This window comes from Rubneribacter sp. (genome assembly GCF_965361815.1).
The window spans coordinates 15691-40456 of the sequence record NZ_CBDTNW010000152.1 but is presented as its reverse complement, the minus strand read 5'-3'; the positions used below and the strand labels follow the sequence as shown (position 1 = coordinate 40456).

General features: G+C 60.4%; 16 protein-coding genes. 9 read left to right on the top strand and 7 right to left on the bottom strand.

Annotated elements, in window-relative coordinates; genetic code table 11:
* Window positions 1-14: 14 nt before the first annotated feature.
* On the bottom strand, window positions 15-2657 hold the full coding sequence (locus tag ACWKY3_RS11255) for a glycosyltransferase (protein WP_449316498.1): 2643 nt from the start codon (window positions 2655-2657) through the stop codon (window positions 15-17).
* A 150-nt stretch (window positions 2658-2807) separates the two neighbouring features.
* On the opposite strand from ACWKY3_RS11255, the gene ACWKY3_RS11250 reads away from it, so the two are divergent.
* The 8 genes from ACWKY3_RS11250 to ACWKY3_RS11215 all read left to right on the top strand — a co-directional run bounded on the left by ACWKY3_RS11250 (window position 2808) and on the right by ACWKY3_RS11215 (window position 15126).
* Entirely contained in the window at window positions 2808-3608 is an 801-nt protein-coding gene (locus tag ACWKY3_RS11250; RefSeq protein WP_449316497.1) for a tyrosine-type recombinase/integrase, read from the top strand.
* Between the two features lie 231 nt (window positions 3609-3839).
* On the top strand, window positions 3840-6500 hold the full coding sequence (locus ACWKY3_RS11245) for a bifunctional glycosyltransferase/CDP-glycerol:glycerophosphate glycerophosphotransferase (RefSeq protein WP_449316496.1): 2661 nt from the start codon (window positions 3840-3842) through the stop codon (window positions 6498-6500).
* A gap of 417 nt (window positions 6501-6917) precedes the next feature.
* Complete coding sequence (locus ACWKY3_RS11240; protein ID WP_449316495.1) at window positions 6918-7820, top strand: acyltransferase; 903 nt, start codon at window positions 6918-6920, stop codon at window positions 7818-7820.
* 322 nt (window positions 7821-8142) lie between these two features.
* Complete coding sequence (locus tag ACWKY3_RS11235) at window positions 8143-9702, top strand: AAA family ATPase (RefSeq protein WP_449316494.1); 1560 nt, start codon at window positions 8143-8145, stop codon at window positions 9700-9702.
* 42 nt (window positions 9703-9744) lie between these two features.
* The gene (locus ACWKY3_RS11230; protein WP_449316493.1) at window positions 9745-10959 is read left to right on the top strand and encodes a CDP-glycerol glycerophosphotransferase family protein; all 1215 of its coding nucleotides are present in this window, start codon (window positions 9745-9747) and stop codon (window positions 10957-10959) included.
* A 319-nt stretch (window positions 10960-11278) separates the two neighbouring features.
* Entirely contained in the window at window positions 11279-12256 is a 978-nt protein-coding gene (locus ACWKY3_RS11225) for an LCP family protein (RefSeq protein WP_449316492.1), read from the top strand.
* Between the two features lie 91 nt (window positions 12257-12347).
* Window positions 12348-13310 carry an LCP family protein gene (locus ACWKY3_RS11220; protein ID WP_449316491.1) on the top strand — a complete coding sequence of 321 codons (963 nt, stop codon included), beginning with the start codon at window positions 12348-12350 and terminating at the stop codon, window positions 13308-13310.
* A gap of 247 nt (window positions 13311-13557) precedes the next feature.
* Entirely contained in the window at window positions 13558-15126 is a 1569-nt protein-coding gene (locus ACWKY3_RS11215) for an AAA family ATPase (RefSeq protein ID WP_449316490.1), read from the top strand.
* 374 nt (window positions 15127-15500) lie between these two features.
* Here the strand turns inward: ACWKY3_RS11215 and ACWKY3_RS11210 are convergent, their stop codons facing one another.
* The 6 genes from ACWKY3_RS11210 to ACWKY3_RS11185 all read right to left on the bottom strand — a co-directional run bounded on the left by ACWKY3_RS11210 (window position 15501) and on the right by ACWKY3_RS11185 (window position 22703).
* Window positions 15501-16610 (bottom strand): glycosyltransferase family 2 protein, encoded by a 1110-nt coding sequence (locus ACWKY3_RS11210; RefSeq protein WP_449316489.1) that lies wholly within the window; start codon window positions 16608-16610, stop codon window positions 15501-15503.
* A gap of 75 nt (window positions 16611-16685) precedes the next feature.
* Window positions 16686-17042, bottom strand: coding sequence for an Hpt domain-containing protein (locus tag ACWKY3_RS11205; RefSeq protein WP_449316488.1), 357 nt, complete (start codon window positions 17040-17042; stop codon window positions 16686-16688).
* A gap of 126 nt (window positions 17043-17168) precedes the next feature.
* Window positions 17169-17780, bottom strand: a complete 612-nt coding sequence (locus tag ACWKY3_RS11200) for a sugar transferase (protein WP_449316487.1) — start codon at window positions 17778-17780, stop codon at window positions 17169-17171.
* Window positions 17780-19069, bottom strand: a complete 1290-nt coding sequence (locus ACWKY3_RS11195; protein ID WP_449316486.1) for a DegT/DnrJ/EryC1/StrS family aminotransferase — start codon at window positions 19067-19069, stop codon at window positions 17780-17782. Before ACWKY3_RS11195 ends, ACWKY3_RS11200 begins: the two co-directional genes overlap by 1 nt.
* Window positions 19070-19156: 87 nt before the next feature.
* A complete protein-coding gene (locus ACWKY3_RS11190) occupies window positions 19157-20461 on the bottom strand; it encodes a glycosyltransferase family 4 protein (protein WP_449316485.1) in 1305 nt (434 codons plus the stop codon).
* A gap of 88 nt (window positions 20462-20549) precedes the next feature.
* Window positions 20550-22703, bottom strand: coding sequence for a DUF7657 domain-containing protein (locus ACWKY3_RS11185; RefSeq protein ID WP_449316484.1), 2154 nt, complete (start codon window positions 22701-22703; stop codon window positions 20550-20552).
* Window positions 22704-23763: 1060 nt separating this feature from the next.
* Here ACWKY3_RS11185 and ACWKY3_RS11180 point away from each other — a divergent pair.
* Window positions 23764-24750, top strand: a complete 987-nt coding sequence (locus tag ACWKY3_RS11180; protein WP_449316483.1) for a DUF6020 family protein — start codon at window positions 23764-23766, stop codon at window positions 24748-24750.
* The last annotated feature ends 16 nt before the right edge of the window (window positions 24751-24766 follow it).

Genomic DNA, 24766 nt, shown 5'->3' with positions numbered 1-24766 from the left:
TTGGAAAGTATCTCTCATAGCGTTCCGTCTTCTATGCGTTGGCGAATTGAGCGATAGAGACGTTCGCGCTGCTTGAAGTCGTAGTGAAGGAAAAAACCGTCTGCTTCTCGATACTGCGTACTGGGCCGCACGCCTTCCAACACATTGGCCAACTCCATGCAGAGCTGCTCTCCGCTTGTGCAAAACGGGCCAAAGCCATCTTGCAGGGGGATGTCCACTTCGCGATAGCCATTTAAGCCAGAGGAGAAAAAGCCCTCGTCCGGAAGAAAATACAGGATCTTTCTCTTCAGATACACGAAGTCGTATACCCATGAGGAGTAGTCTGTGATAAACACCTCGTAATCCGAATCAATTGCAGAGTTGATGAGATGTATTCTCGGGTTGTCGAACTCAAAAAAGCGGGAATAGACTTTGAAGATGGGATGCAGCTTTATGTCTAGATGATAGTCATATGCATCAAGCATCTCTGCAAGCGTTTCTGAATTCAAAAACGTCGAAACCTCCTTCCACCATGCAGAATCAAGAAACACGTTGTCGATAGGCTCAAAATCAAGCTTTTGCGTTTGGTGGACGAGATATTTTCGCCATGATGGGGCGAATAGGATACGACGCTTCGGTTCTGCATCGGAGTCGATGAAGTCATACCGAGGCATTCCCGAGTCGATCAATGCTTCGCGGGGGAAAAGATAGTTTTGTTGGAAATTCGTCAGCTCGTAATTGGTCGAGACGACTTCGCCATCGATGAGCAACCTGTCGAAAGAATGCTTCCAGGGTTGATGGGCGTGCAGTACGCCATGCTGCAAATGAATGATTCCATAGCGGATAAGATCAGCAAAATAAGGATAAGACCTTTTATTGAAAGGGAGCCAGTTTTCTTCTTCGATGTAAGCAACAAGCAGCAAATCTGCCTGCAAGTGAAGAATTTTGTGTTTGTTTGAATCGAAGGAAACAATGTGCTTCTTGTATCGGCTTCCGAAAACTTCGGTCCACTTGCCTGCATCTAAAGATGTCACGTAATATCGTTCGATACCATCGTTTGTCTCGATGTCGTGCATGAATTGGAAAAATGCATTGTCCTTGCCAACCGCACCCCTGTCGTAATACAGCCACAGTGATTTCGTCCTTGCGGGCAGAAGGGCCATTGCGCGTCTGATGAGGTACGCTTTTGCGTTGTGTCGCTTTGCTATGAGGTCGGATTCCGTCCTGGACTCTTTTGCCTTTCGCGGATTATTTGGGTCAATAGACATATACCCCGATGCATCAACCGAAATGACGCAATTGTTGACCGCGTAACTCCAACGCTTCAGTTTTCCAGAGAAAATCGCTTTATCGGAAAAGCAGTATGCGACAGGCAGCGTTGCTCCGCTCAACTCCACCTCGAGGCAGAAAACGCTTTCTTCGAACAAGGGGATCCTGATGTCGAATCCCCAAAATATATTTGTTTTGGTCTTCGATCGATGGAGGCTCCAGCTGGATTCAAACAGCGGACACTCCAGTCGCTCTTCTCCGTAACTCCGCATTTTGCCAAGAAACAATCTCGGCTTTTCCTCGCATATTGAGAATACGGGCGATTTAAGGAATCCCGTCATTCGCCATTCTTTCCCATGCGCGCCTGTTTTGAGAATATACGCTTCGATCTTTTTCTGGTAATGCAGCACTACGTTGTTGCAAGAAACTGAGAGCCCTGTGGACGAAACGGAAAACGAGAGTTGGGACGGTTTGCGGGTTCGCAAGAAGAAGATCTTATGGTATATATCGGTGTTGTCTGCTTTCATAATCACATCTAGGTCGATGCGGTTGAGAAGTTGCAGGATCCGATCACGTGCCTGTTCGAACTCTTCTTTGGGGTAGTGGTAAGGGAAAAGCGCGTCCTCTCTCAATTTCCATGCAAGTTCGTTGAAATAACTGGCTTGCAAATACTTGGGTACGTTTGACGGGTACGCGTTGAAAAGATTCTCCCACATGCGGATATTAGGCTCGAACTGATAGTAGGGGTGCATTTTCGTTCGCGCAGCGCTATCTGCTCGATATTTGTAGTAATAGGCGCCCTCGTTTATGTAGCCAAGTTTTTCCTTCTGCAAAACTATCTGCATGATGAAAAGCTCGTCCTCATGCACGAATAGAGCTTCGTCGAATCTGTGCTCCCCATCATTTTTAATGAGAATGCTCATCATCGTAACCAAAGCGTACGCGTTTTTAAGGAGCGAAACATCGTAGACGCCTGTACGCTTCAGCACCTTCGAGCTAACATGCTTTGTCTGCGTGTCGTTTTTTGTAATTATGAGTGGACATACAACTATGTCTATTTCGCTTCTATTTTTGTCGAAAAACAGAGTCGCCGCCTCTAAGGTCGTTGGAGCGAGGGTGTCGTCCCCATCCAAAAACGCAAGGTACTTTCCTTTCGCGATGTCCATGCCCGCATTACGCGCTGCGCTTACGCCGGAATTTTCCTGATGCAAAACAACGACATTGCTGTTTTGCGAGCCGTATTCTTCGCATATGCTGGCAGTGCCGTCTGTTGAGCCGTCATTGACTAGCACTATCTCCATTTCGGATGAGTCTATGGTTTGGTGCAGAAGACTCTCGATTGATTCGCGCATGGTGTTTTCCGCATTGTGCAGCGGCATAATCACGCTCACTGCTGGCTGATAGCTCATGCAAACCCCTCAGTATCTTTTTGAACCGTTTTGGCAGCAGACTGCCCCTTCCCATAACGCCCGCTATGGGAAGAGAGGGGATACTGCATGAGCAGGAAAGCCGTCGATTGGACGACTAGAACGCGGGAATCAAAAAGCAGGAGGATAGATATGACTTCATATTCTTTGTATTTGGAGGCAAAGGGGTTCTCCCAAAACACTGTCGATTCGTACATGTACGCGGTCAGCCAGTTCGAGCAACGCGTCTCGCGGATAGACGACCGAGCGCTGTTGGAGCACAAGGAATGGCTGATGGCGTCGTTCTCGGCAAGGACCGCGAACGCCCGGATAGCCGCTCTCAACGCTTACCTCGACTTTGTTGGCTATAAAGGGTTGCGCCTCAAGGGAGTTCGCATTCAGCAGAAACCCTATTTGGAAAACGTGGTCAGCAACGAGGAATATCGTACTATCGTCCAAGGCCTCCGCGAAGACGAAAACCTTTTCTGGTTCGTGCTGATTCGATTCATGGCATGCACGGGTGCCCGAGTGAGCGAACTACGCCAGATAACGATCGAGCAAGTTGAACAAGGGCATTCTGATTTGATTACTAAAGGAAGCAAGCTCCGGAGAATCTACATCGCAAAACCCATCCAATCCGAGGCTCTGCATTGGTGCGAACTCGAATGCAGGGAGGGGGGCGCTTTGTTTGCTGGCGACGATGGGGCGGTCATCTCGTCGCGAGGGATAGCGTTGGGATTGAAACGCATCGCGAAGCGATATGGCGTGCGAGAGGAAGTCGTGTACCCCCATTCGTTTCGCCACCTGTTCGCGAAGAACTTTATTGCGAGGAACCCCGACATTGCCCTGCTCTCCGACTTAATGGGGCATGAGAGCATAGAAACCACGAGAGTCTATCTCAGGATGACGGCGCAGGAACAGCGCGACGCCGTGAACGCGGTGGTTGTTTGGTGACGGAGAACGTTGCAACCGATGTCGAGAATCGCTGCCGTCGCCATTGGCACCACGAGATGCACAAACGCGCCATTCATGCAAGCAAAGGGGGGTGGATGTTGCTAAAATGAAGAAGTTCGTCCCCTTCCCATAGCGGGCGTTATGGGAAGAGATGTCCATGGTCGCAAATGCCGAGCGAGAGGAAAACCTTTCACGCCATTGAACGAAGAGGGTGCCTTGGAGAGGGTGGAAATGGATCGCCAACCGTTAGCTAGCGTCGTGGTTCCCGTGTACAACAAAAGCGATTCCCTAGAAAGATGCGTCGAATCTGTTGCTTGTCAGATGGAAGATGTTTCGCGCATCGAGGTTGTTTTGGTGAACGACGGATCGACGGATGACAGTTTGACAATATGTCGCTCCCTCGAAATGCGCTATTCTTTCGTAAAGGTATTGAATCAAAGTAACCAGGGGGTATCGGCAGCCCGAAATACCGCATTGCGGTATGCTACCGGTAAATACATATTGTTCCTAGATGCCGATGATTATTTAGAAAATGGCTCCCTGAAAGCCTTGATTGATTTTTTCGATTCTTACCAATCAGAAATCGATGTGGTGGCCTATGACATTAGCTATTTTGACTCACTGACAGGGACGCAGCATGGACATGGGAGGAATCGTTGGTTAAAAAGAAGCGGAGTGTATGATCTTGCTTTTTGCCCTTACGTGGCCCAGACCACAATGAACATCTGCATCAAGAATAACCAACAAGGCAATGTGTTGTTTGATCAATCCCTTAAAATGGGAGAAGATCAGCTTTTTATCACGACACTGCTTGCAAAAAAAGCAAAGATAGGATTCTGCAAAGAGGCCACGTATGTTTACGTGAAAGATGGATCGAATACTTCAAAGATCGGCAACAACCCTCTATACGCCTATTGTGACATGCTGCGTCTTTTTTCCTCGCTACTATCTTTGGCGGAGCAAAATTCGAGAATGGCAAGTTATGCATATCAGATGCTGCTATACAATCTCGATTGGCGCATAAGGGGAAATTGCCTTTTCCCGATACACTACCGTGGCGATAAAAGAATTCAGGAGGAAAAGCAACTCGACCGCATGCTAGAGCGCATTCCGTCATTGGAGATATGTAGCTCTCCGTATCTAAATGAGTACCATAAAGGGTATTTTCTCTCTCGTTTGAAGCGAGCGGAGAAGGGAATATTGCCAGTATATTCCATCAACGGAGCTTCTCTTGCCTTAAAAGATGGGACATTTTGGAAAGCGACCCCTCCCAAAATTATCATTTCTCGCTGCTACTGCGACAACGGAACTGTAGAGTTGCGTGGAAGAATCGTCTGCCCTGTTTTCATTTTTGACGTTGAGCCGAAACTCGTAATTTCAAGTGAGACGGCCGTACGCTGTATACCGGTTTCTGAATCTTCTTTTGATTATGTTTTGGCTCGTCATAAGACAGCGCAATCCTACACATATGAAACTTTGTTAGACCTTGACGATCAAAGGTCGTCATCCACGTTTTCCTTTTCGATAGACCTAGGAACTCGTCAGGTATTCTTCCCCCTTATTGAACTTTCTCCAAAACGTCACAATGGATGCAGAATAGAAAATACTATTCTGTTCGATAACTACAAAATTGAGGTAAAAGGCGCAAAAGTCATTGCGAGCATTTTACGAAAAAGAGAAAAACGTGCTGTCTTGTGCGACTTTTGGCGTCGGGATAGACGCCAATTTGAAAAGAGAGTTGCCCTGCGTTTATTTGCGGCCTGTCATCGCAATCGAAGAATTTGGGTCTACTCAGATCTACCCTCTTCTCCCGCAGAGGGCAACGCCCTTCTTCAAATTCTGCACGATCTGAAGGAGAATGATGGCGTAGATCGCTATTATGTAAGCAACTACGAAACAGAATTAATCAGCAAATACCCGATACTGTCCGGAAGAGTGCTTCGTTGCGAATCAAACAAACATGTATATTGCGCTTTGAATGCCGAGGTTGTACTTGCATCTTATCTAGAGAGTTTTACTTTTCGGCCAGTAAGCCAAACTACTTTCGACAACCTCGGCGATTTAGTTAAGTGTCGTCATTATATTTATCTTCAGCACGGCATACTTCACGCCCATATGCCTTGGTATTGCTCGTATGATCGCATTTTGTTTGACAAAGAAGTGGTTTCTACCCAATTCGAAATCGACAATCTTACAAAAAACTACTTGTTCCCCCTCTCTGCCCTGATTCCCTCCGGTGCGCCCCGGCTGGACAAGCTGCTTAAATCCCCGGTGCGAAAAACCAAGCATAAGGTGTTGTATGCGCCATCATGGCGAGGGTATCTCGTATCGGGTAAAGCATCCAAAAGAGAAGCTTTGACTGGGTCATTTGCTTCATCGTCATTCTATATCGGTCTGAAGGATTTTGTGAATGGACTGCATGATGAAGGAGTGTTGGAGGAAAGCGGCTATTCCCTCGATATTAAGATGCATCCAAATTTTGAATGCTATGAAAATTTATTAGATTTCTGTTACCCTGAAGTTAACATAGTGCATGGAGACATTGAGGAATCAGACTATGCAATTATGGTGACTGACTTCTCTTCTTATGTGTACGACTTTGTTTACTCAGGGTCAAAAATTCTGTATTACGTTCCCGATCAACAGGAATTCGATGCGGGCGTTAATCAGTACTCAGAACTCGACTTGCCTTTTGATAACGGATTTGGGCCACACTGCACATCTGCCGCAGAGGCCATTGTGGAATTGCGACGCCTTATCGCCTTGGACTTAGCTGGTCGGGATGATCCAAAGTACGTCAAAAGGAAAGAGGGATTTTTTCTTCACTCTGACGGAATGAACGCGGATCGTCTCTATAAAGAAGTAAAGAAATTAACGTTATCTTCCCAATAAAAAATCGGTCAAATCTGTAAGCAGGCAAGGAGGCTAAGTGATTGGTTTCATATGCTGATAATGTGAGTTTGGGATGGCCGTGCCGCCATGAGGGCGTTTTATGTGACGAGGTCGGATGCATTGCATAGACAGTGTTGGTTTAATATATGAATTAGTTGCTTTCTTTTTTAGTTCGACGTTCCTTCTTTTGCTTCTTCTGTTTTATCTGGCCCTTTATTTCCTTGACTCTGAATGCGGTTGCGTCCGACTTTTGCCTTGTGCCATCTACTCTCCTTGCGAAGCTCTGGGCGATCTCATTGAGGCTTGCGGGTGGTCATATGGCCCGAGGTGAAGCTGTAATGAAAGCAAACGTCGCACAAGGCTTATTCAACATTGAAACCGTTGGTATGCCGGACTCGAAAAAGAAAGGAATTGACCGTGGAGACCGTTGCTGAGGGCAGTCTGTTGCGTGATTTGAAGGACAATCGTTTTATCGGGGAATTGCCGGAGCTGATCAACTCAAGAATATCTTTTAAAGGAACGGGCAACATCTTTTTTTGCGAGAAGGGGGTCGTTCTTAGAGATTCAAAGCTGCTTTTCAACGGTTCCGATTCGCTTATTTGCCTCTCGGGCAGTCGTCATGCGTATAAGCTTGATGTGGCTATATACAGCTCAAGCGTGTTCGCTATAGGCGAGGGATGCTATATCAACGGCGTTCTGCACGCGATTCCGTCGGAACGATGCAACATCGTGATTGGCAAAGGGGGGTTGCTGTCGTTTGGCATTTGGATGCGAACGGCTGATCCGCATCTTGTCTATGATGCCGATTCGAAAGGAAGGATAAATCAAAGCAAGGATGTTATGATTGGCGACCATGTATGGATCGGGCAGTCTTCAATCATTCTTAAAGGTAGCCAGATCGGTTCTGGAAGCATTGTCGGAGCGGGGTCGATTGTTGCCGGGAAGCGCATTCCCTCCAATACGAGTTGGGGAGGAAATCCGGCAAAAATGATTAAAGAAAATGTCATATGGGATGGCAGGTGCGTCCATGCGTTTTCCGAGTGCGATTCAGCCCGTTACGAAACATGCCCCGATGAGTCTTTTGAGAGTTTTGATTTTAGGAAAACAACTAATGGAGAAGGGTTGAGCGAATTATCAAGGCAGCTGCATCAGCTCAATACTCCGAAGGAGAAACTTGCTCTCTTGCAAAAAACGATCGTTTCCGATTGCCGGAAGGATCGTTTTGCCATTGTCGATAAAAGTTGTAGTGTTGATGCCGCCCGCCCCGTTCCGCATTGGTTCGGCCAATGCGTTAGGAGGCTCTTCTCTGGCAACGGATAGTTGCCAGTATTGCGCGGATTGAGATTATCGACTTTGCGATTCGGTAATCTGCGGTCGCAGAAAGACGCGCATCGGTGCTGCGTGTGGTTTTGCCGGATCCGAATGGGTTTGGAAGGGGGATTGCTGGATTTCTGCTGCGGAGGTTTGCCGGGCATATCGACGAGGAGTCGGCTGCGAGGACTCTTCCTTCCAAGCGTCTTTTATTCAGAAGCGCTGGTTCGCGGCTTCTTTGCGGGCGTTGTGGGGTATAGTGTCAGGTGATCATGCGGGCGGTTTGGCTATGCGGTGATGCTGATCGACGTCAGTGGGAGGAGCCGTGCAGGTGACGAGAAAATACCCGGTGGGCGTGCAGGTGTTCGAGGACATCCGGAAGCGCAACCTGATGTATGTGGATAAGACCCGCTACGTCTACGACCTGACGCACCTGGGCGGCAGGTACGTGTTTCTTTCCCGTCCGAGGCGTTTTGGCAAGACCCTGCTCGTGTCCACCATGGAGGCGTACTTCCAGGGCCGTCGGGAGTTGTTCGAGGATTTGGCGATAGAAGGGTTGGAAACTGAATGGCGGGAGCACCCCGTGCTGCGCTTCGATTTAAGCACGGTGAAGGCGTCCAACCTTGAAACGCTTGAACAGAATTTGGACAGGGTGCTCCGCCGTCTCGAAGAGACGTGGGGGCGCGACGAAGCCGACGAAGGGCTTTCTCCGCGCATAGAAGGGCTCATCACCCGCGCTCACGAACAGACTGGCGAGCAGGCGGTTGTGCTTATAGACGAATACGATGCCCCGCTGCTCAACGTCGTACACGATCCGAAGCGCTTGTCGGCATTCCGCGAGGTGATGCGCGAGTTCTACTCGCCCCTGAAGGCTATGGAGCCGCACCTGCGCTTCGTGTTCCTCACCGGCATCACCAAGTTCAGCCAGCTTTCGGTGTTCAGCGAGCTCAACAACTTGCAAAACGTAAGTATGCTGCCTGCCTTCGCTGGCGTTTGCGGTATCACTGTCGAGGAGCTTGAGGGTCCCCTGGCGCCCGATGTGGCTCTGCTCGCCGAGCGCATGGGCGTGTCCGAGGAGGAGTGTCAAGCTGCCCTCAAGGCTAAATACGACGGTTACCGTTTCTGCGATGGGTCGCCGGATATCTACAACCCCTACAGCCTGGTCAACGCTTTGCAAAATGGACGCATAGGCCCCTATTGGTTCTCCTCGGGCACGCCCTCCTCGCTTGTGCGCATGCTCAAGGCGAGTGACTTCAATATCCCTGAGCTGGAAGGTGTGGAGGCGCTTGCGGCTACTTTCGATGCTCCCACTGAGGGTGCGACCTCTCTCGTGCCCTTCATGTACCAGGCTGGCTACCTCACCATTAAAAGCTACGACGCCGACTTTGACACCTACACGCTGGGCATCCCCAACGAGGAGGTTCGCGAGGGTCTCTATCAAGCCCTGCTGCCCGCCTACGCGCCGGCGCCCGACCTGGAGCGCGACGCTTTCGCGGTTGGCTTTGCCCGCGCCGTGCGTTCCGACGACATAGACGCCGCCCTGCGCCGCTTGCGCTCCTTCCTGGCTGCGATCCCCTACGACATGGCCCCCAAGTGCGAGAAGGATTTCCAGACGGTGCTCTTCCTGGCGTTCAAGGTGGCTGGCATACGCGTGTCCTCGGAGGTGCGCACCTCGGTCGGGCGGGTGGACCTGGTGGCGGAAAGCGCAAGCGCCGTCTACGTGATGGAGCTCAAATACGGCGGCACGGCCGAGGAGGCGCTCGCCCAGATCGACTCCAAGGGCTACTGCGTGCCCTGGGAGGCGGACGGCAGGCGCGTGGTGAAGGTGGGCGCGAGCTTCGACCCCGAGCAGCGCACGGTTGCCGAGGGCTGGATCGTCCAAGAGGCGTGAGGGTTGTCGGCATGGGTCCTGCGGGCAGAGGGTTGTGAGAAGATGTGCGCAGTCGGCGTGTACACGGGGAAGGGGGCGGCCACCAAGGCGGCGGTCGCATGCGCCCGCGCGGTTTTGGGCGGGCTGTACCGGGTATTTTGCCTGATTCCTCGCCGTGACGAGGTGCTGCTCTTCTCGCGTCAGGCGAACGAGCCCTCCCGGGATTTCGTGGTTGTGGGGGAGCACCTGGCCGAACGCGGGTTGTCGCCCGTGTTCATGACCAAGAAGCTCTCGGCGCGTTCGTTCGCTTCTTATCTGGCGTTCGCCGTTCGCGAGGTCTACCACTTGGCGCGTTGCCGCGCGTGCGTGCTTGACCGGTACGATCCTATTGTGTCTCTGCTCGATCTGCGTTGCGAGGCGGGGTCTGAAAGCACGTCCTCGGGCGCGAGCGTTGCCGGGTCGCATGGTTTGCCCCTGTTCGACGAGTTTCCTTCCGAGCCGGTGGTCGTGCAGATGTGGCATGCGCTCGGCGCGTTCAAGAAGTTCGGCTATCAGTCGCTTGGGACGCCCGAGAGCCACCCGGTGGACACTGCGCGCATATTCCGCATCCATCGCAACTGCTCGTGGGTGCTGTGCTCGGGCGAGGGCGCCCGGCTAGCGTTCGCCGAAGCGTTCAACGTGCCGGCATCTCGGGTGAGGGCGTTGCCACGTCCTGAGTATTTCCACTTGCGGGAGGTGGCAGCCGGGCGCCGGGCGGACGGCGCTCGGCGTTCCGGTAAGCCTCGCGTCCTGTTCGCCCCCACGCTTCGGAAAAACCCCGGCTCGGCGCATCCCCTGCGCGATCTGCGCGCTTCCGAGGTGTGGCGCGCGTTGGAGCCGCTCGCCGAGGTGGTCTGGTCGCTTCATCCTCTTGAGGAGAGGGGCACGGCCGCTGCGGACGTGAGCGCCGATCTGCTGGAGGCGGATTACGTGGTGACGGACTATTCGTCTGTTGCGTACGAAGCGTATTTGCTGGGTGTCCGCGTGCTGTTCTACGTTCCCGATTTGGAGGAGTACCGAGTCTCTCCCGGCCTGAACTCCGACCCGGGAACGCTCTGCCCTAACCTATGCTTCCAGGAGGGGCGCGAGTTGGTTGTGGCTTTGGAGGGGTTTCTGTCGGGAGAGCGTGCGTATCCGGCCGAACAGTTGGATACCTTCGCGTCTCCTGCCTTCGACGGAGGAGAGTTCGAACCCTCCTGCATCGCCGATTTCGTATGCGGCTGCGTTCGCCGCGCTTGAGCGTTTGGGCCTCGGCCGAGGCTGCGGCGCGATGCGCGGTGCGGCTGCGGGTTGCCGCCTGTTCGTCCGATGGGGTTTTCTCGTATGGGCGGTGCGCGTGCTATGATGGCTGGCGTCTTATTCCCTTGATCCGAAAGGAAGCGGTTTGAATCCCGGCAACCGGCAGCGTCCCCGATCCGGGCGCGGAGCGCATGTGCGCGGTGCGGTGCCCGTGCGCGCGCAGGCGCCTAACGCCGCGTCCCGCCGCCGCGTCCCGCCGCCGCGCCCGAACGCCCGACAGCTTTATCCGGAGCGCGTCAAGCAGCGCAAGCGGACGCGTTTGCTCAAGCGGGTCGGCGCGGTCGCCCTCGCCCTCGTTCTTGCCCTTGCGGGCGTTGGGGCGGGGTACGCCTTGTGGTACTCGGCGGCCCTTGACGGCGCCTTGTCCATGGGCGGCGACCAAGACGCCTCGGTGGAGTCGGCGCTTGTGCCCGCGAAGGCGGGGGAGCCGTTCTACATGCTGGTCCTGGGCTCTGACTCGCGCGAAGGGTCGGGCACGTCGAACAAGGCGGCGGAATCCGGCGACAACCAGCGATCGGACGTGATCATACTGCTGCGCGTGGATGCGGCGAGCAAGCAGGTGACCATGGTGTCCGTTCCCCGCGACACGCCGTTGCGACTGGAGGACGGGAGCCTGGTGAAGATCAACGAGGCGTACAACATCGGTGGCGCCGAGCACTCCATCCGCGCCGTCTCCGAGTTGACCGGCGTTCCCATATCCCATTATGCCGAGGTCCATTTTTCGGAGCTTCAGCAGATTGTGGACGCGCTGGGCGGTGTGACGGTGGATGTGGACGTGGAGCTGTCCTACCAGGATGCGCTCACGGGGGAGACCGTCACCGTGGAGCCGGGCACCCAGACGCTCACAGGGCAGCAGGCGCAGATATTCGCCCGCGCCCGACACGAGTACCAAACCGATCAGGATGCGCACAGGCAGAACAATGTGCGGTCGCTGGCGGCGGCCATCGTGGAGGCGGTGCTGGCCAAGCCTGTCACCGAGCTGCCGGGCACGGTTTTGGACCTTGCGGGGTACGTGGGCACGGACTTGCGGACGGCCGACATCGTGTCTTTGGCTCTCGGGTTCGCCGGTGGGTCGGGCGGCATGATCATGTACAGCTGCACCGGTCCGTCGGACGGAGCCATCAACGAGGAGGCCGGCGGCCTGTGGATGTGCTACGAGGACCCCGAGGGCTGGGCGCGGCTCATGGCCGCAGTGGATGCCGGAGAGGACCCTGGGAACATCGACGCGGGTTCGTAGCCGTTGCGGCCGAGCCTGCTGCCATGCAACGCGTATCCGCAGTCGAGGCCGAAGCGCCTCCGCTGCATTCTTCGAAAGGAGCCGAACCGCTATGAAGTTGATGAGAAAGACCGCCGCGCTGTGCGCATGCGTCGCGCTCGCCGTTTCCCTGACCGGATGCCAGCAGGAGGCGAGAGAGGCCGAACCCACCGATGTGCAGGCGATGGAGGAGATGCAGGATTCGGACGCGAAGGGTCCGTTCTACGTGCTGGTAGTTGGCAACGATTCGCGCACGGGCACGACCGAGATCGGGAAAGCCGAGTACGCGGACGGCACGGGCAGATCCGACACCGCGATGCTCGTGCGCGTGGACCCCGTCACCTACCAGGTGGCGATCGTGTCCATTCCTCGCGACACCGCTACGCCCTACAACGGGGCCACGGTGAAGTTCAACGAGGTGTACCGCCAAGGGGGCATCGAGGCTACGATGCAGGCGGTCAAGGATCTGACGGGGGTGTCTCCGCAGTACTACCTTGACATGGGGTTCGTTGAGTTCGAGCAGTTCGTCAACGACCTGGGCGGTGTGACGGCCAACGTGCCTATAGACATGTCCCTGGTCGACATCGTCTCGGGCGGCAGCGTCTCCCTTTCCGCCGGCTCTCAGGATCTTGACGGGGCCAGCGCGCTTGTCCTTGCCCGCTCGCGCAAGCAGTACGCCGACGAGCAGGACGCCTGCCGCCAGATCCAGGACCGCCAGCTGGTGGAGGCCGCCATACGCAAGGTCATCGCCGATCCGGCCAACGCCGCCGCGCATGCCCAGACGCTCCTTTCCAACGCCGACACGAACTGGGCGGCCGACGACCTGGTTGCGACCGTCGCCGACTTCGTGGACAACGGCGACAAGGTGAGCTTCGTCTCGGGCACAGGCCCCTACGCCGGGGATGTGGACGCGGAAACGCAGCTGTGGCTCACGACGCGCGACGAGGCCACCTGGAAGCAGGTCATCGCCACCGTGGAGGCGGGGGGCGACCCGACGTCGGTGGTGCCGCTGCCGGATATCGTTCCTGCGGAGTAGCGTTGCCTGCCAGGGTTGGGCTTTCGCTGCCGTTTGCGGACTAGCCGGCGGCTCGAAGTTTCGATCCGGCCTGTTTCCTCAACGAGGCTCCGGCTTCGCCTCGGCATCGGTTTGTCGCTTCTGCCCTATTCGGGCGGGGTGTGTCGATTCGCGCCTCCGCTCCGGCTGTTGTGGGGTATAGTGTGAGGCGATCGTGCAATCGTTCGGGCTATGCGGCGATGCGATGTGGCATCAGGCAGGAGGAGCCATGCAGGCGGCGAAGAGGTACCCGGTGGGGCGGCAGGTGTTCTCGGAGGTCCGCGAGGGCGGGTTCTTCTACGCGGACAAGACCCGCTACGTCTACGACCTGGCGCATCTGGGCGGCAAGTACGTGTTCCTCTCGCGCCCGAGGCGCTTCGGCAAGACGCTGCTCGTGTCCACCATGGAGGCGTATTTCCAAGGCCGCCGGGAGCTGTTCGAGGGCCTGGCGGCGGCGGAGCTGGAGGGCGAGTGGCGCGAGCACCCCGTGCTGCGGTTCGATCTGAGCACGGTGAAGGCGTCCGACCTCGAGACGCTCAGGCAGGATCTGGACAGGGTGCTTCGTCGCCTTGAGGAGGTCTGGGGCCGCGATGAGGCCGACGCGGGGGTTTCCCCCCGCGTCGAGGGACTCATCGTCCGCGCTCATGAGCGAACCGGCGAGCAGGCGGTCGTGCTCGTGGATGAGTATGACGCTCCGCTGCTCAACGTGGTACACGACCCGGAGCGCCTGCTGGCGTTTCGCGAGGTGATGCGCGAGTTCTACTCGCCCATGAAGGCCATGGAGCCGCACCTGCGCTTCGTGTTCCTCACCGGCATCACCAAGTTCAGCCAGCTGTCGGTGTTCAGCGAGCTCAACAACATCAAGAACGTGAGCATGCTGCCCGCCTTTGCCGGCGTTTGCGGCATCACCTCAGAGGAGCTTGAGGGTCCCCTGGCGCCCGACGTGGTGCTGCTCGCCGAGCGCATGGGGGTGTCCGAGGAGGAGTGCCGCGCCGCCCTCAAGGCCAAGTACGACGGCTACCGCTTCTGCGCGGGTTCGCCCCATGTCTACAACCCCTACAGCCTGGTGAACGCGTTTGAGGACGGCCGCATGGACTCCTATTGGTTCGGGTCGGGCACGCCCTCGTCGCTTGTGCGCATGCTCAAATCGAGCGACTTCGACATCCCCGAGCTGGAGGGTGTGGAGGCGTTCGCCTACGACTTCGACGCCCCCACCGAGGGCATGGCCACCCTCGTGCCCTTCATGTATCAGGCGGGCTACCTCACCATCAAGGGCTACGACCCCCTGGCCGACGTTTACACGCTTGGCATCCCCAACGAGGAGGTGCGCGAGGGCCTCTACGGCGCCTTGCTGCCCGCCTACGCCCCCACCGGGTCCGTTGAACGGACGGGCTTCCTTGCCGGCTTCGTCAGGGCGGTTTACCGCGACGACGATATGGACGCCGCCTTGCGCTGCCTGCGTTCCTTCTTGGCCGCGATCCCCTACGACATGGCCCCCAAGTGCGAGAAGGACTTTCAGACGGTGCTCTTCCTGGCGTTCAGCCTGGTGGGGGCACGCATCCGCTCCGAGGTGCGCACCTCGGCCGGCCGGGTGGACCTGGTGGTGGAGAGCGCAAGTGCCGTTTACGTGATGGAACTCAAGTATGGCGGCACCGCCGAGGAGGCGCTTGCCCAGATCGACTCCAAAGGCTACTGCGTGCCCTGGGAGTCGAACGGCAAGCGCGTGGTGAAAGTGGGCGTAAGCTTCGATCCCGAGCGACGCACCATCGACGAGAACTGGATCATCCAAGGGGCGTGAGGTTCGCAGGCGAAGGGCTGCCGTTTGCTCTCATCTGCGGTAAAGTGCAAATTGCACATGATTTGGAGTGCAAAATGCACGCGATTCGGAGTGCAAAATGCAAGAGAGTTGGAGTGCCGGCCGCCTGCAAAGACCTAGGGAGCGAGAGCTGTAATAGGGACGACATACACCCCGTTTTTAGTGTGCTTTGGGAAAATACAGAACATTTTTTGGGAAAATATCGATCTTTTTAAAAAAGGTTGATTGCGGAATGCACGCGAATCCTTTGAAGCCCCCTAAGCTCTCGAAGCCCTCGGAACCCTTGGCCGGCCCTGGACCAATGACGGGGACGATCCACAGGCGTCGCATACGCGCCGCCTGTGCGGCTGCGGGCGTTACGCGCGGCCCTCGCGAGCGGCCTTTTTCTCCCAAAACGCCGCCAACCGGGCCCACGTGGCGGCAAGGCCGATGTTCCTCAGGTTGTAGCACCCCTGCTTGACCAGGCTCCAGGAATAGGGCAGGGGGTTCACGCGGGGCGTGGGCAGGCCGAGCACGTCGGCGTAGAGGCGCTTGGCGCCGGGGGAGATCTCGGGGTCGCTCAGCACCAGGTTGCGGTCCATGCGCTCGAACATGCGCCGCGCGGCTTCCCGCACGTCCTCGCGCTCGACGCCCACCACCTCGATGACGCCGCTCAGGTAGGTGAACCCGCGGCTGTTGTGGGCGCGCAGGATGGCCTCGTCCCTCATTCCCAGGCGTTCGAGGACGTCCATCATGTCGTGCCAGCGATCAAAGGGCAAAAGGGTGCTGCCGAGGGCGAAGGAGCGGGACTTCTCGGGCGTCTCCTCGCGGTAGCAGTAGTAGGGCGTGTCCAAATACGCTATCCGCTGCGCCTGGCACAGCGTTTCCACCAGGAAGGGATTGTCCGCCCAGCCGGCGCCGGGGATCTCGCGGAAGCGGATGCCGCGCTCGTCCAAAAAGCCCTTGCGGTAGAGGGCCGACCATATGGAGGGGTGGTGCGTGAGCAGATGCGCCGCGTCCCCGATGGCAAACGGCTGGCGCGGCGGCCTCACGCGGCTGCGGTAGCTGCAGTTGAGCTTGCGCTGCTGGGGCGTGTCGGGCATCCAGATGCGCCAGTACGGGGTCTTCACGATGTCGAGCGGTTCGGAGAACCCCTCCGCGAAGGCCAGCATGTCGGCGTACATGCCCGGCTCCACCCAGTCGTCCGGCTCCACGACGGCCACCCAGGCGCCGGTCGCCTCGCGCAGCCCGCGGTTGCAGGTGGCGCCGTAGCCTTCGTTGCGCTTGTCGATGACGCGCACGCGCCCGTCGCGCGCCTCGTACTCCCGCATGATGGGAAGCGAGCCGTCGGTGCTGCCGTCGTTGAGGCACAAGACCTCCAGGTGGGGATGGGTCTGCGCCAGGATGCTGTCCAGGCACTGCCGCAGGTACGGCTCCGCGTTGTAAATGGGGACGATGACGGAAACCAGCTGGTTGCGTGCGGGCATGTCGCCTTGCTCCTTCTTCGCGTCGTGCAGTCCGTCCATGATACCACGAAGGAAAGCGCCCGCCGCGTTTCGCTCCTACGCCTCCATTTCGCGCAGCGCCTCGCACACCTGATGGTAGGCGCGCCGGGCACGGGGCAGGAGGTCCTGCGCGGATTCCAGATCGCCCTCGCGAAGCGCGTCGTTCAAGGCGCAGCATGCCCCGTACAGCTCGTCGAACGAGAGGTTTCCGGCCACGCCCTTGAGCGAATGGGCGGCTGCCTGGGCGGCCGAGGCGTCCGCGCGCGCAAGCGCCGCCTCCAACTCCCCGAAGTGGGCGTCATCCAGGAATTTCAGAGCCAATCGGCGAAACAGGGCCTCGTTTCCGCCGAACCTCTCCAGCGCCTCCTCGCGGTTGATGACGGCTCCCGCCGATGCCTTGGCTTGCGTGCCCATGCCCGTCGCTCCTTTCGTCGTCGCGGTTCGCCTCCCAGATAGGGTGAACAGTATACTGCGCGCAGCGCTTTGAGAAGCATCGCGATCAAACTTTGTCATGCGAACGTTGACCGCGCCCTCGCAAGGTCACGGGGGCGGCTCCTTGCCGCCTTCCTCCACGAACACCCCTTCCTGCTTGAACACCGCGGAGAAGGTTTTGAAGAATATCTTCACGTCCAAGGGGAAGCTGACGTTGCGGACGTAGTCCACGTCGAGCGCCAGGCGGTCGTGCCAGGGAAGCGAGTTGCGCCCGTACACGGCCGCGTAACCGGTGATGCCGGGCTTCACCGTGAGCTTGAGGTGCTCGTCGCCTTGGTAAAGCTCCGTTTCGCGCCGCAGGTCGGGGCGGGGGCCCACCACGCTCATGTCGCCTTTGAGCACGTTGAGGAACTGGGGCATCTCATCAAGCGAGGTCTTACGCATGAAGGCTCCCACGCGCGTCATGCGCGGGTCGTCGGCCCCGTTGTAGGTGGAGCCGTCCTCCATCACCAAATCGGGGGCGTTCACCTTCATGGAGCGCAGCTTGTACATGGTGAAGTCGCGCCCGCCCAGGCCCACGCGCGGGGCGTTGTAGAACACCGGGCCTTTGTCCTCGAAGTGGATGAGCGGCGCCAAGATGGCGATGGCCAGCAGCACAAACGGCAGCGCCACCACGCCGACGACCAGATCGCACGCGCGTTTTCCGAATCGCTCGTACATCAGCGCAGGCCCTCCGCGTCCAGCTCGGCGCAGGCGCGCGCGAGCGTTTCGGCCACGCGGTCCACGTCCTCGTCCGCAAGCAGGGTGTGCAGCGGCAGCGTGACCTCGTTTTGGAACCGTGCGAGGGCGTTCGGGAAGTCGGCGATGCTGAATCCGAGCGCGCGGTAGGCGCTGAGCAGGGGCAGCGGCTTGTAATGCACGTTTGCGGAGACGCCCGCCTCGGCCATGCGCTCGATCACGAGGTTGCGAAACTCCTCCGACCTGCCCGTCAGCCGCACCATCATGAGGTGCCCGCTGGAGGAGAATCCCTCCCCGCTGCGGCGCGCCTCAACGTCCGGCGCGCCTGCGGCGCTTTCCCCCGCGGCGTCGCCGTAGTGGCGCAGCACCTCGGCATCCAGGCCGGCGAGGGCGCCCTCGTAGCGGGCGACGAGCTTTCTGCGGCGGGCGAGCAGGGCGGGGTAGCGGCGAAGCTGCGCCAGGCCCAGGCCCGCCTGCAGGTCGGTCATGTTGCACTTCCATCCGGGAAACGCGATGTCGTACTCCCAGGCCCCGGCCTTCGTTTTGGCGAGCGCGTCTTTGGTTTGGCCGTGCAGCGACTGCAGCATGAGGTTTCGGTACAGCTCCTCGTCGTCGAAGACGCCCGCGCGCCAGGAGAGCGCTCCTCCTTCGGCGGTGGTCAGGTTCTTCACGGCGTGGAACGAGAACGCGGTGAGGTCGGCCACCTCCCCGCACCGCTTTCCCTTGCGCGTCGCTCCCAGCGCGTGCGCCGCGTCGGCGACGATGGCGACGCGGCCGAGGGCCTCCTGGCGCTCGGTTGCGGCCCTCCATCGTCCGCGCGCGACGTCCAGGGCGGCGAACAGCCGGTCGTAATCGCACATGCGTCCCGCTAGGTCCACGGGGATGACGGCCTTCGTGCGCTCGGTGACCAGGTCGGGCAGGCGGTCGTAGTCCATCTCGTAGGAATCGGGGGCCGTATCGCACAGCACCGGGGTGGCGCCCACGTGGCAGATGGGGGAGCACGAGGCGGTGTAGGTGTAGGCGCTCGTGATCACCTCGTCGCCCGGGCCTATGCCGAGCGCGCGCAGCGCGCACTCGAGGGCCGCGGTGGCCGAGGACAGGCACGCCGTGCGCGCCGCTCCCGTGAAGGCGGACAGCTCGCCTTCGAGCTGCTTGGTCTTGGGGCCTGTGGTGATCCACCCGCTGCGCAGGGCGTCGGCCACTTCCTCTATCTCGGCCTCGGTGATGTCCGGGGGCGAGAAGGCTATGCGTCTTTGTTCGGTCAAAACCATGCTCCTTTGCACGCGCCGCGCCGTCGGATGCGGCGGGGCCTTCATTGTGACGGGTCGCGGCCCGTTTGGCGAGGGCCGCCGCAAAAGCTACAGCAGGCTGCGTATCAGGTTCACGATGGCTTGGTAGGATCGCGCCTGGTCGAACTCGCGCTCCGCCACGGCGCGGCCCCGCGCGCCCATGATCTTGCGCAGCGAGGCGTTGCGGGCAAGCTCCTGCAGGGCGCGCGCCAGCGCGGGCGCGTTCTCGGCCTCCACGTTGAGTCCGAAGCCGTCCGCGGCCACCTTCGCGCGAAACTCCGGGCTTGAGCCGGTGTTGACCACGGGGTTGCCGCTTGCCAGGTAGTCGCCGATCTTGGTCACGATGCTCTGGGCTGCGGTCTTCACCAGCGAGTTGACCACGATGTCGGACGCGCATAGGTGCGCCGCCATGCTGGCGTAGTCCTGGTACCCCAAAAAGTCGACCGGCGCGCCCAGCTTGGCGGCGAGCGCCTCCAGCTTCTCCCGGTCCGGCCCGTCGCCCAGCACCTTGACGCGCACGGGCGGGCACGGGCGGTTCTGCGCGGGTCCGTACGTGTGGTCCTCCGCCGCGCGCCGGGCCTCCCGCGCCAAGCGGTCCTCCTCCAGAAGCGCCGCGGCCTCCACAAGGGTGGCCAGGTCGTAGCTTGCGCCCAGGGTGCCCGCGTAGGCGGCCCACACTTCGCCGTCGGGTTTTTCCACCTCGCCCGCGCGCTCTTGCGCTCCCTTGTCGAAGGCGGCCAGGTCGTTTCCCACGTACACCGTCTCGCGCGGGTAAGGCTCGTCGCGGTCCGCGGCGGGGCGCGCCGCGTACTCGTCGGAGGTTCCCACGGCGCCCGACAAAAGCCGGTAGACGATGCGCGCGTCGCGCGCGAACGGGTAGAACGCGATGTCGCTGAGCACGGGGACGTCCACCACCATGCGCATGGCCTCGGGCCACAGGTCGTTGATGTCGGCAACGAAGGGGATGTTGGCCTCGCGCGCGCACTCCGCGCAGGCGCGCGCCACGTCGTTGGGCGGTATCTCGGCGTAGATCAAATCGTAGGAGCCGCGCATGCGTTCGAAGTGGGCGCGCAGATTCCGGGCCGCCACCCGGTGGCTGCGGATGCGCGCCAGGTCGAGGTTTTTGGTGTAGCCGGGCTCGTCCACGAACACGACGCGGTAGGGGAGGTTGCGGTAGCACTCCTTCGAGCAGTCGCGCTGGGCCTTCTCCCAATGCTGGAACGACGAGGTGATGAGGTCCACCTCGAAGCCCTCGCGGACGAGCAGCTCGGACAGGAAGCGGAAGCGCGTGTAGCCGCGCTTCTCGTCGCCCAGCTTGACCCCCATGGTGACGACGGCTATGCGGGCGCGCGGTTGTCTTGGTTTGGCGTTCATAGCGTGCAAGTATAGCAAGGAATGCCCCGGCGCGGCGCGCAAGCCGGCGAACCCCGTCGAATCACCGCGATGCGCCCGGTCTGGGCGCTCATGAGGCGGGAAGGGCGTCCACCCGGTAAACGGCGCGCCCGTCCACCTCGTCGCCCACTTGCTGGAAGCGGACCTTGTCGGTGGAGAGCGCGGCCAAATCCTGCGTGGACAGCAGGTAATCGACCTCCAGAAGCGGCACGTCGTTAGGATTGACGGAGAGCGTGAAGCTGTCGAAGCCGGCCTCGGTGAACGCCGTGGGCCCCTCGGCGACCACGATGGAGATATGGGCGTAACGGTTGTAGGTGGCGTCGAAGCTTCCCTGCGGGTCGAACCGGCGCCACAGCTCCAGGTTGGGGTAGACGTTGCAGGTGTTGACCACCGAGGCGCCGGCGGTGGCCGCGAGGTCGGCGTAGGCGGAGCTTGCCTCGCCGGTGACGGCCCAGCGGGCATCGGGGTCCGCGGCATCGATGGCAGCCACGGCGAGGCGCGTGCGATTGTCGAGCAGAGGCGACGCGCCCACCTGCACGGGGTTCACCATCACGCCCATGAACAGGGCAAGCAGAAGCGCGTACGCCGCAAGCGCCCCGTCGCGGCCGTCGGCGCGCCGCGCAAGGAGGTACATGCCGGTCGCCAGGACGGCCGCGCACACGGCCAGTGCGGCCGCGTTGTAAAACCAGGAGAACAGCACCGCCGAGGCCGCCATGAGCGCCCCTGTCAGAACGAGGGCCAAAGCCGCAGCCGCCCGGCGCGAGGGGCGCGTGCGCGCAAGCGCCAGGCTGCGGAACAGCAGAAGCAGGTTCACCAGGCCGAACACGATGAACGCCTTGGAGTACAGCCCGCCGGTGCTGTAGCTCATGAGCGTGGCCTTCGCCAAAGGTTCGGGAAAGCCGACAAAGCAGTACCAGCCGAGGAAGGCGGCCAAGGCCAAAAGCGCGACCAGGCAGGCGTCGCGCGTGCGCTCCTTGACAAGCACCCACAGCGCCGCCAGCACGCCGAGCGGGAAGAAGTCGTAGACCGACGCGTAGGCGTCCATGCGCAGGCTGTCGGAGAAGGAGCGCAGTGGGGCCAGCACGTCAAGGGGGTACTGAGCGAGCAGGGGCAGCGCCCCGCCGCCGCAATCGACGCGGTGCCCGGGGTAGGCGGTGGAGAGCACGGCCTGCACGGTGTCCCACGACTTCCCCAGCACGTAGGCCATGCCGAGGCAGAACAGCAGGAAAAACCCGCCGATGATAAGGGCGTCTTTCTTCCCAAGCGTTGCCTCGCGCCGGTGCGTGGCAACGTGGACGACCGCCATGATCAGGAAAAGCCAGGCCATGGGAACCTGCTGGGCGGGGTAGAACGTCAGCACGAACCCTCCGGCGCAGATGACGAACGGAACGCCCAGCGCCAGGCGGACCCGGTACGAGCTTGTGCGCAGGTACCGGACGACGACGAGGAACATGGCCTCGCAGAACACGATCATCTCCACAAAGCCGTTGACGGCGAACCACCAGCTGACGAACGGCGCGAACGTCACCAACAGCGCCAGGCACGCTGCGAGCGCCCGCCGTCCGCGGGCAAGGAGCATGCCCGTCTCGAAGGTGCACATGAACAGCAAAACCGTGCGGGCGCACCAGAAGAAGGCAAGCCCGCGTTCCGGTCCCAGCAAAAGGTAGCCCCAGTGAAACGGCCGGAACACGACGGCGAGGTCGGCCGCCGGCTGGCCGTAGACGATGAACATGTCGGTGGATGCGCCGCGGAACGTTTCGCCCACGTAGGGCCAAGGCCCTGCGGGATCGAAGTACTGGGCGAACGCCATAGGCGTGTTGACCAGGTACTCGTCGGATCGGCAGGCGCGTGCGGAACCGAAGAGGGTTCCGTCCCAGCCGCTGCCGTCGTACCACATGCCAAGCGACGAGCCCGAGATGCCGAGCGCCGTGCCGACGGCGATGGCTCCAAGGGCCAGCGGCCAGCGGAAGCGGTAGAGAAAGGCTAGGCAGCGCGTCCGGTGCGCGAAAAACGCCGTTGCGGCCGCCGTGCCGAGGACGACGCCCGCGGCGACAAGCGCCAGGTTGCGGGGCAGGGCGAGGCGCTCCGCGCACGAGAGGAAAAACGCCGCGGCGCCCGCGTCGGCGTCTATGCTTTCGAGGTTGAGGTAGAGGAAGGCGAATACGGTCAGCGCGATTGCGGCGCCAAGGCCGCCAAGCAGGGTTTTTGCACGATCGCTGCCCACGGGGTCCTCCTTGACTGACGGTTCGTTCGGGCATCTTACCACACCGGGCCGCATCTGGCGCGGTTGCGGCGGACGCTGCGGTCGTGCGGCCTGCGGCCTGCGGCTGTCGCGGTTGTGCTCCCGCTGCAACCGTGCGCCCGCTGCGGCCGCATATGACGCGCTCCCCGCTGCAACCGCGCGCCCGACGGCGCCCCTGCGCGCGGCGCTTCGGGTTCGGCGGTTGGATATAATGGGCGCACCGACAAAACGGAGGGCTTCGGAGAGGGGGCGGCATGACGGAGGCGCGCGCGGCACAAGGCGGGCTGGCGGCGCGCGGCGCCTCGCGGTTCTTTGGGCGGCTGTTGGACCTCCTGGGCCGTCCCGGCCGCCGCGAATGGGCCTTCGCCGCAGCGCTGGGCGTTCCCTTCGGCGTCTCGCAGGCGCTCGGCTGGTTCGTCGCCCGCGGCGGCGAGCTTGCCGACCTCGGGGCGGGGGACGCTGCGCTATGCGCGGCGGCGTCGCTTGTTTTGGCGGCCCTGGCCGCTGCGGCGTTCGCGGCGCTGCTCTCCCGCGTCCTGCGGCCGTGCGCGAGCGTTTCCGGATCGGGCGCCTCCCGGCGATCCGCCGATCCGCGCACGGCGCTCGGGCGGGCGCTGCGCCGTATGTACGACCGCGATCGCCTCTGGCCGCGCGCATGGCTTACCATCGCGGCGTGCTGGCTTCCCGCGTGCGCGGCCCTGTTCCCCGGCGTGCTCGCCTACGACCCGCTCTACGAGCTGAAATGGGCGTTGTCAGACGGCGTGACCACCTCGTTTCACACGCTCGCGCATTCCGCGTGGCTGTCGGCGTCGGTGGCGCTTGGCAGGGACGCGTTCGGCAGCGCGGAAGCGGGCCTTGCGCTGTACACGGTTGCGCAGGTCCTGCTGCTCTCGGGGGTCCTCGCGTGCTGCGTGGCGGCGCTGAGGAGGTTCGGGGCGCCTTTCTGGTCGCAGATGCTCGCCTTGGCGTGGTTCTCGCTCTTCCCCGCTCACGCCGTCTTGGCGATGACGGCCACCAAAGACGTCGCCTTCACGGCGTTTTGGTGCTTTCCGTCGTCCTTTTGTGCGAGGCGGTGCGCGATCCGAAGCGTTTCTTCGCGCGGGCGCGGGGTCCGCTTGCCCTGGCCGGAGCGTTGCTGCTCATGTTCGCGTTCAGGAAGAACGCCCTGTACGCTTTCATTGCGGCGGGGCCTTTTCTTGTGGCGGCGTGCCCGGGCGCGCGCGGGAGGGCGGCCGGGTTGTGCGCGGCGTGCCTTGCGGTCGGCGTGCTGTACTTCGGACCGGTTCACGGAGCGCTGTGCGACGAGGACGCCCCCACCGTGCCGCCGGCGGGCAGCACCGAGGCCCTGTCGGTCCCCCTGCAGCAGCTCGCCCGCGCCATGGTGTGGGAGGGAAAGGGCCTTGGCGCGGAGACGTTCGCCGCAGCGGAGTCGTACGTGCCCGCATGGCGCTCCTACGACGAGCGCATAGCGGACCCCCTCAAATTCGGGAGCGGCAACAGGAGGGTGGAGGAGGACCCGGCCGGCTTCCTGTCCGTGTGGGCGCAGGTTGGCGCGTTGCGCCCCGCCGTGTACGCCGATGCCTGGCTCTCGCTGAGCCACGGTTTCTGGTACCTGGGCTTTCGCTATTCCGATTTCTCGCAAGGGCGTCCTTACCTCGAATGGCGAAGCGTGCCCCGCGAGGCCATTTCCGACGGCGACGCCGACGCGTTCGTCTATATCGGGCAGACGGGGCCGGCCGCCTTGCGGGAGACGGCGGGGCGGTTCATGGACCGCATGCCTTGGGATTCGGTCCCCGTTCTCTCGTGGCTGTTCAACCCGGGGCTTTTCGCCTGGGTGCTGATCGCGTCGGCGACGTCGTGCTTGTATCTGCGGCGTTACCGGCTGGCTGCGGCGCTCGCGCTTCCCCTTGCGTACCTGGCCACCTGCCTTTTGGGTCCCACGCTGCTCATCCGCTACGCCTACCCCCTCTTCGCGCTGGCGCCTTTTGCGTTGGGCATGCCGTTTGTCCGGGAGGGCGGTCCGCTATAATAGGGCGCCAAGCCCT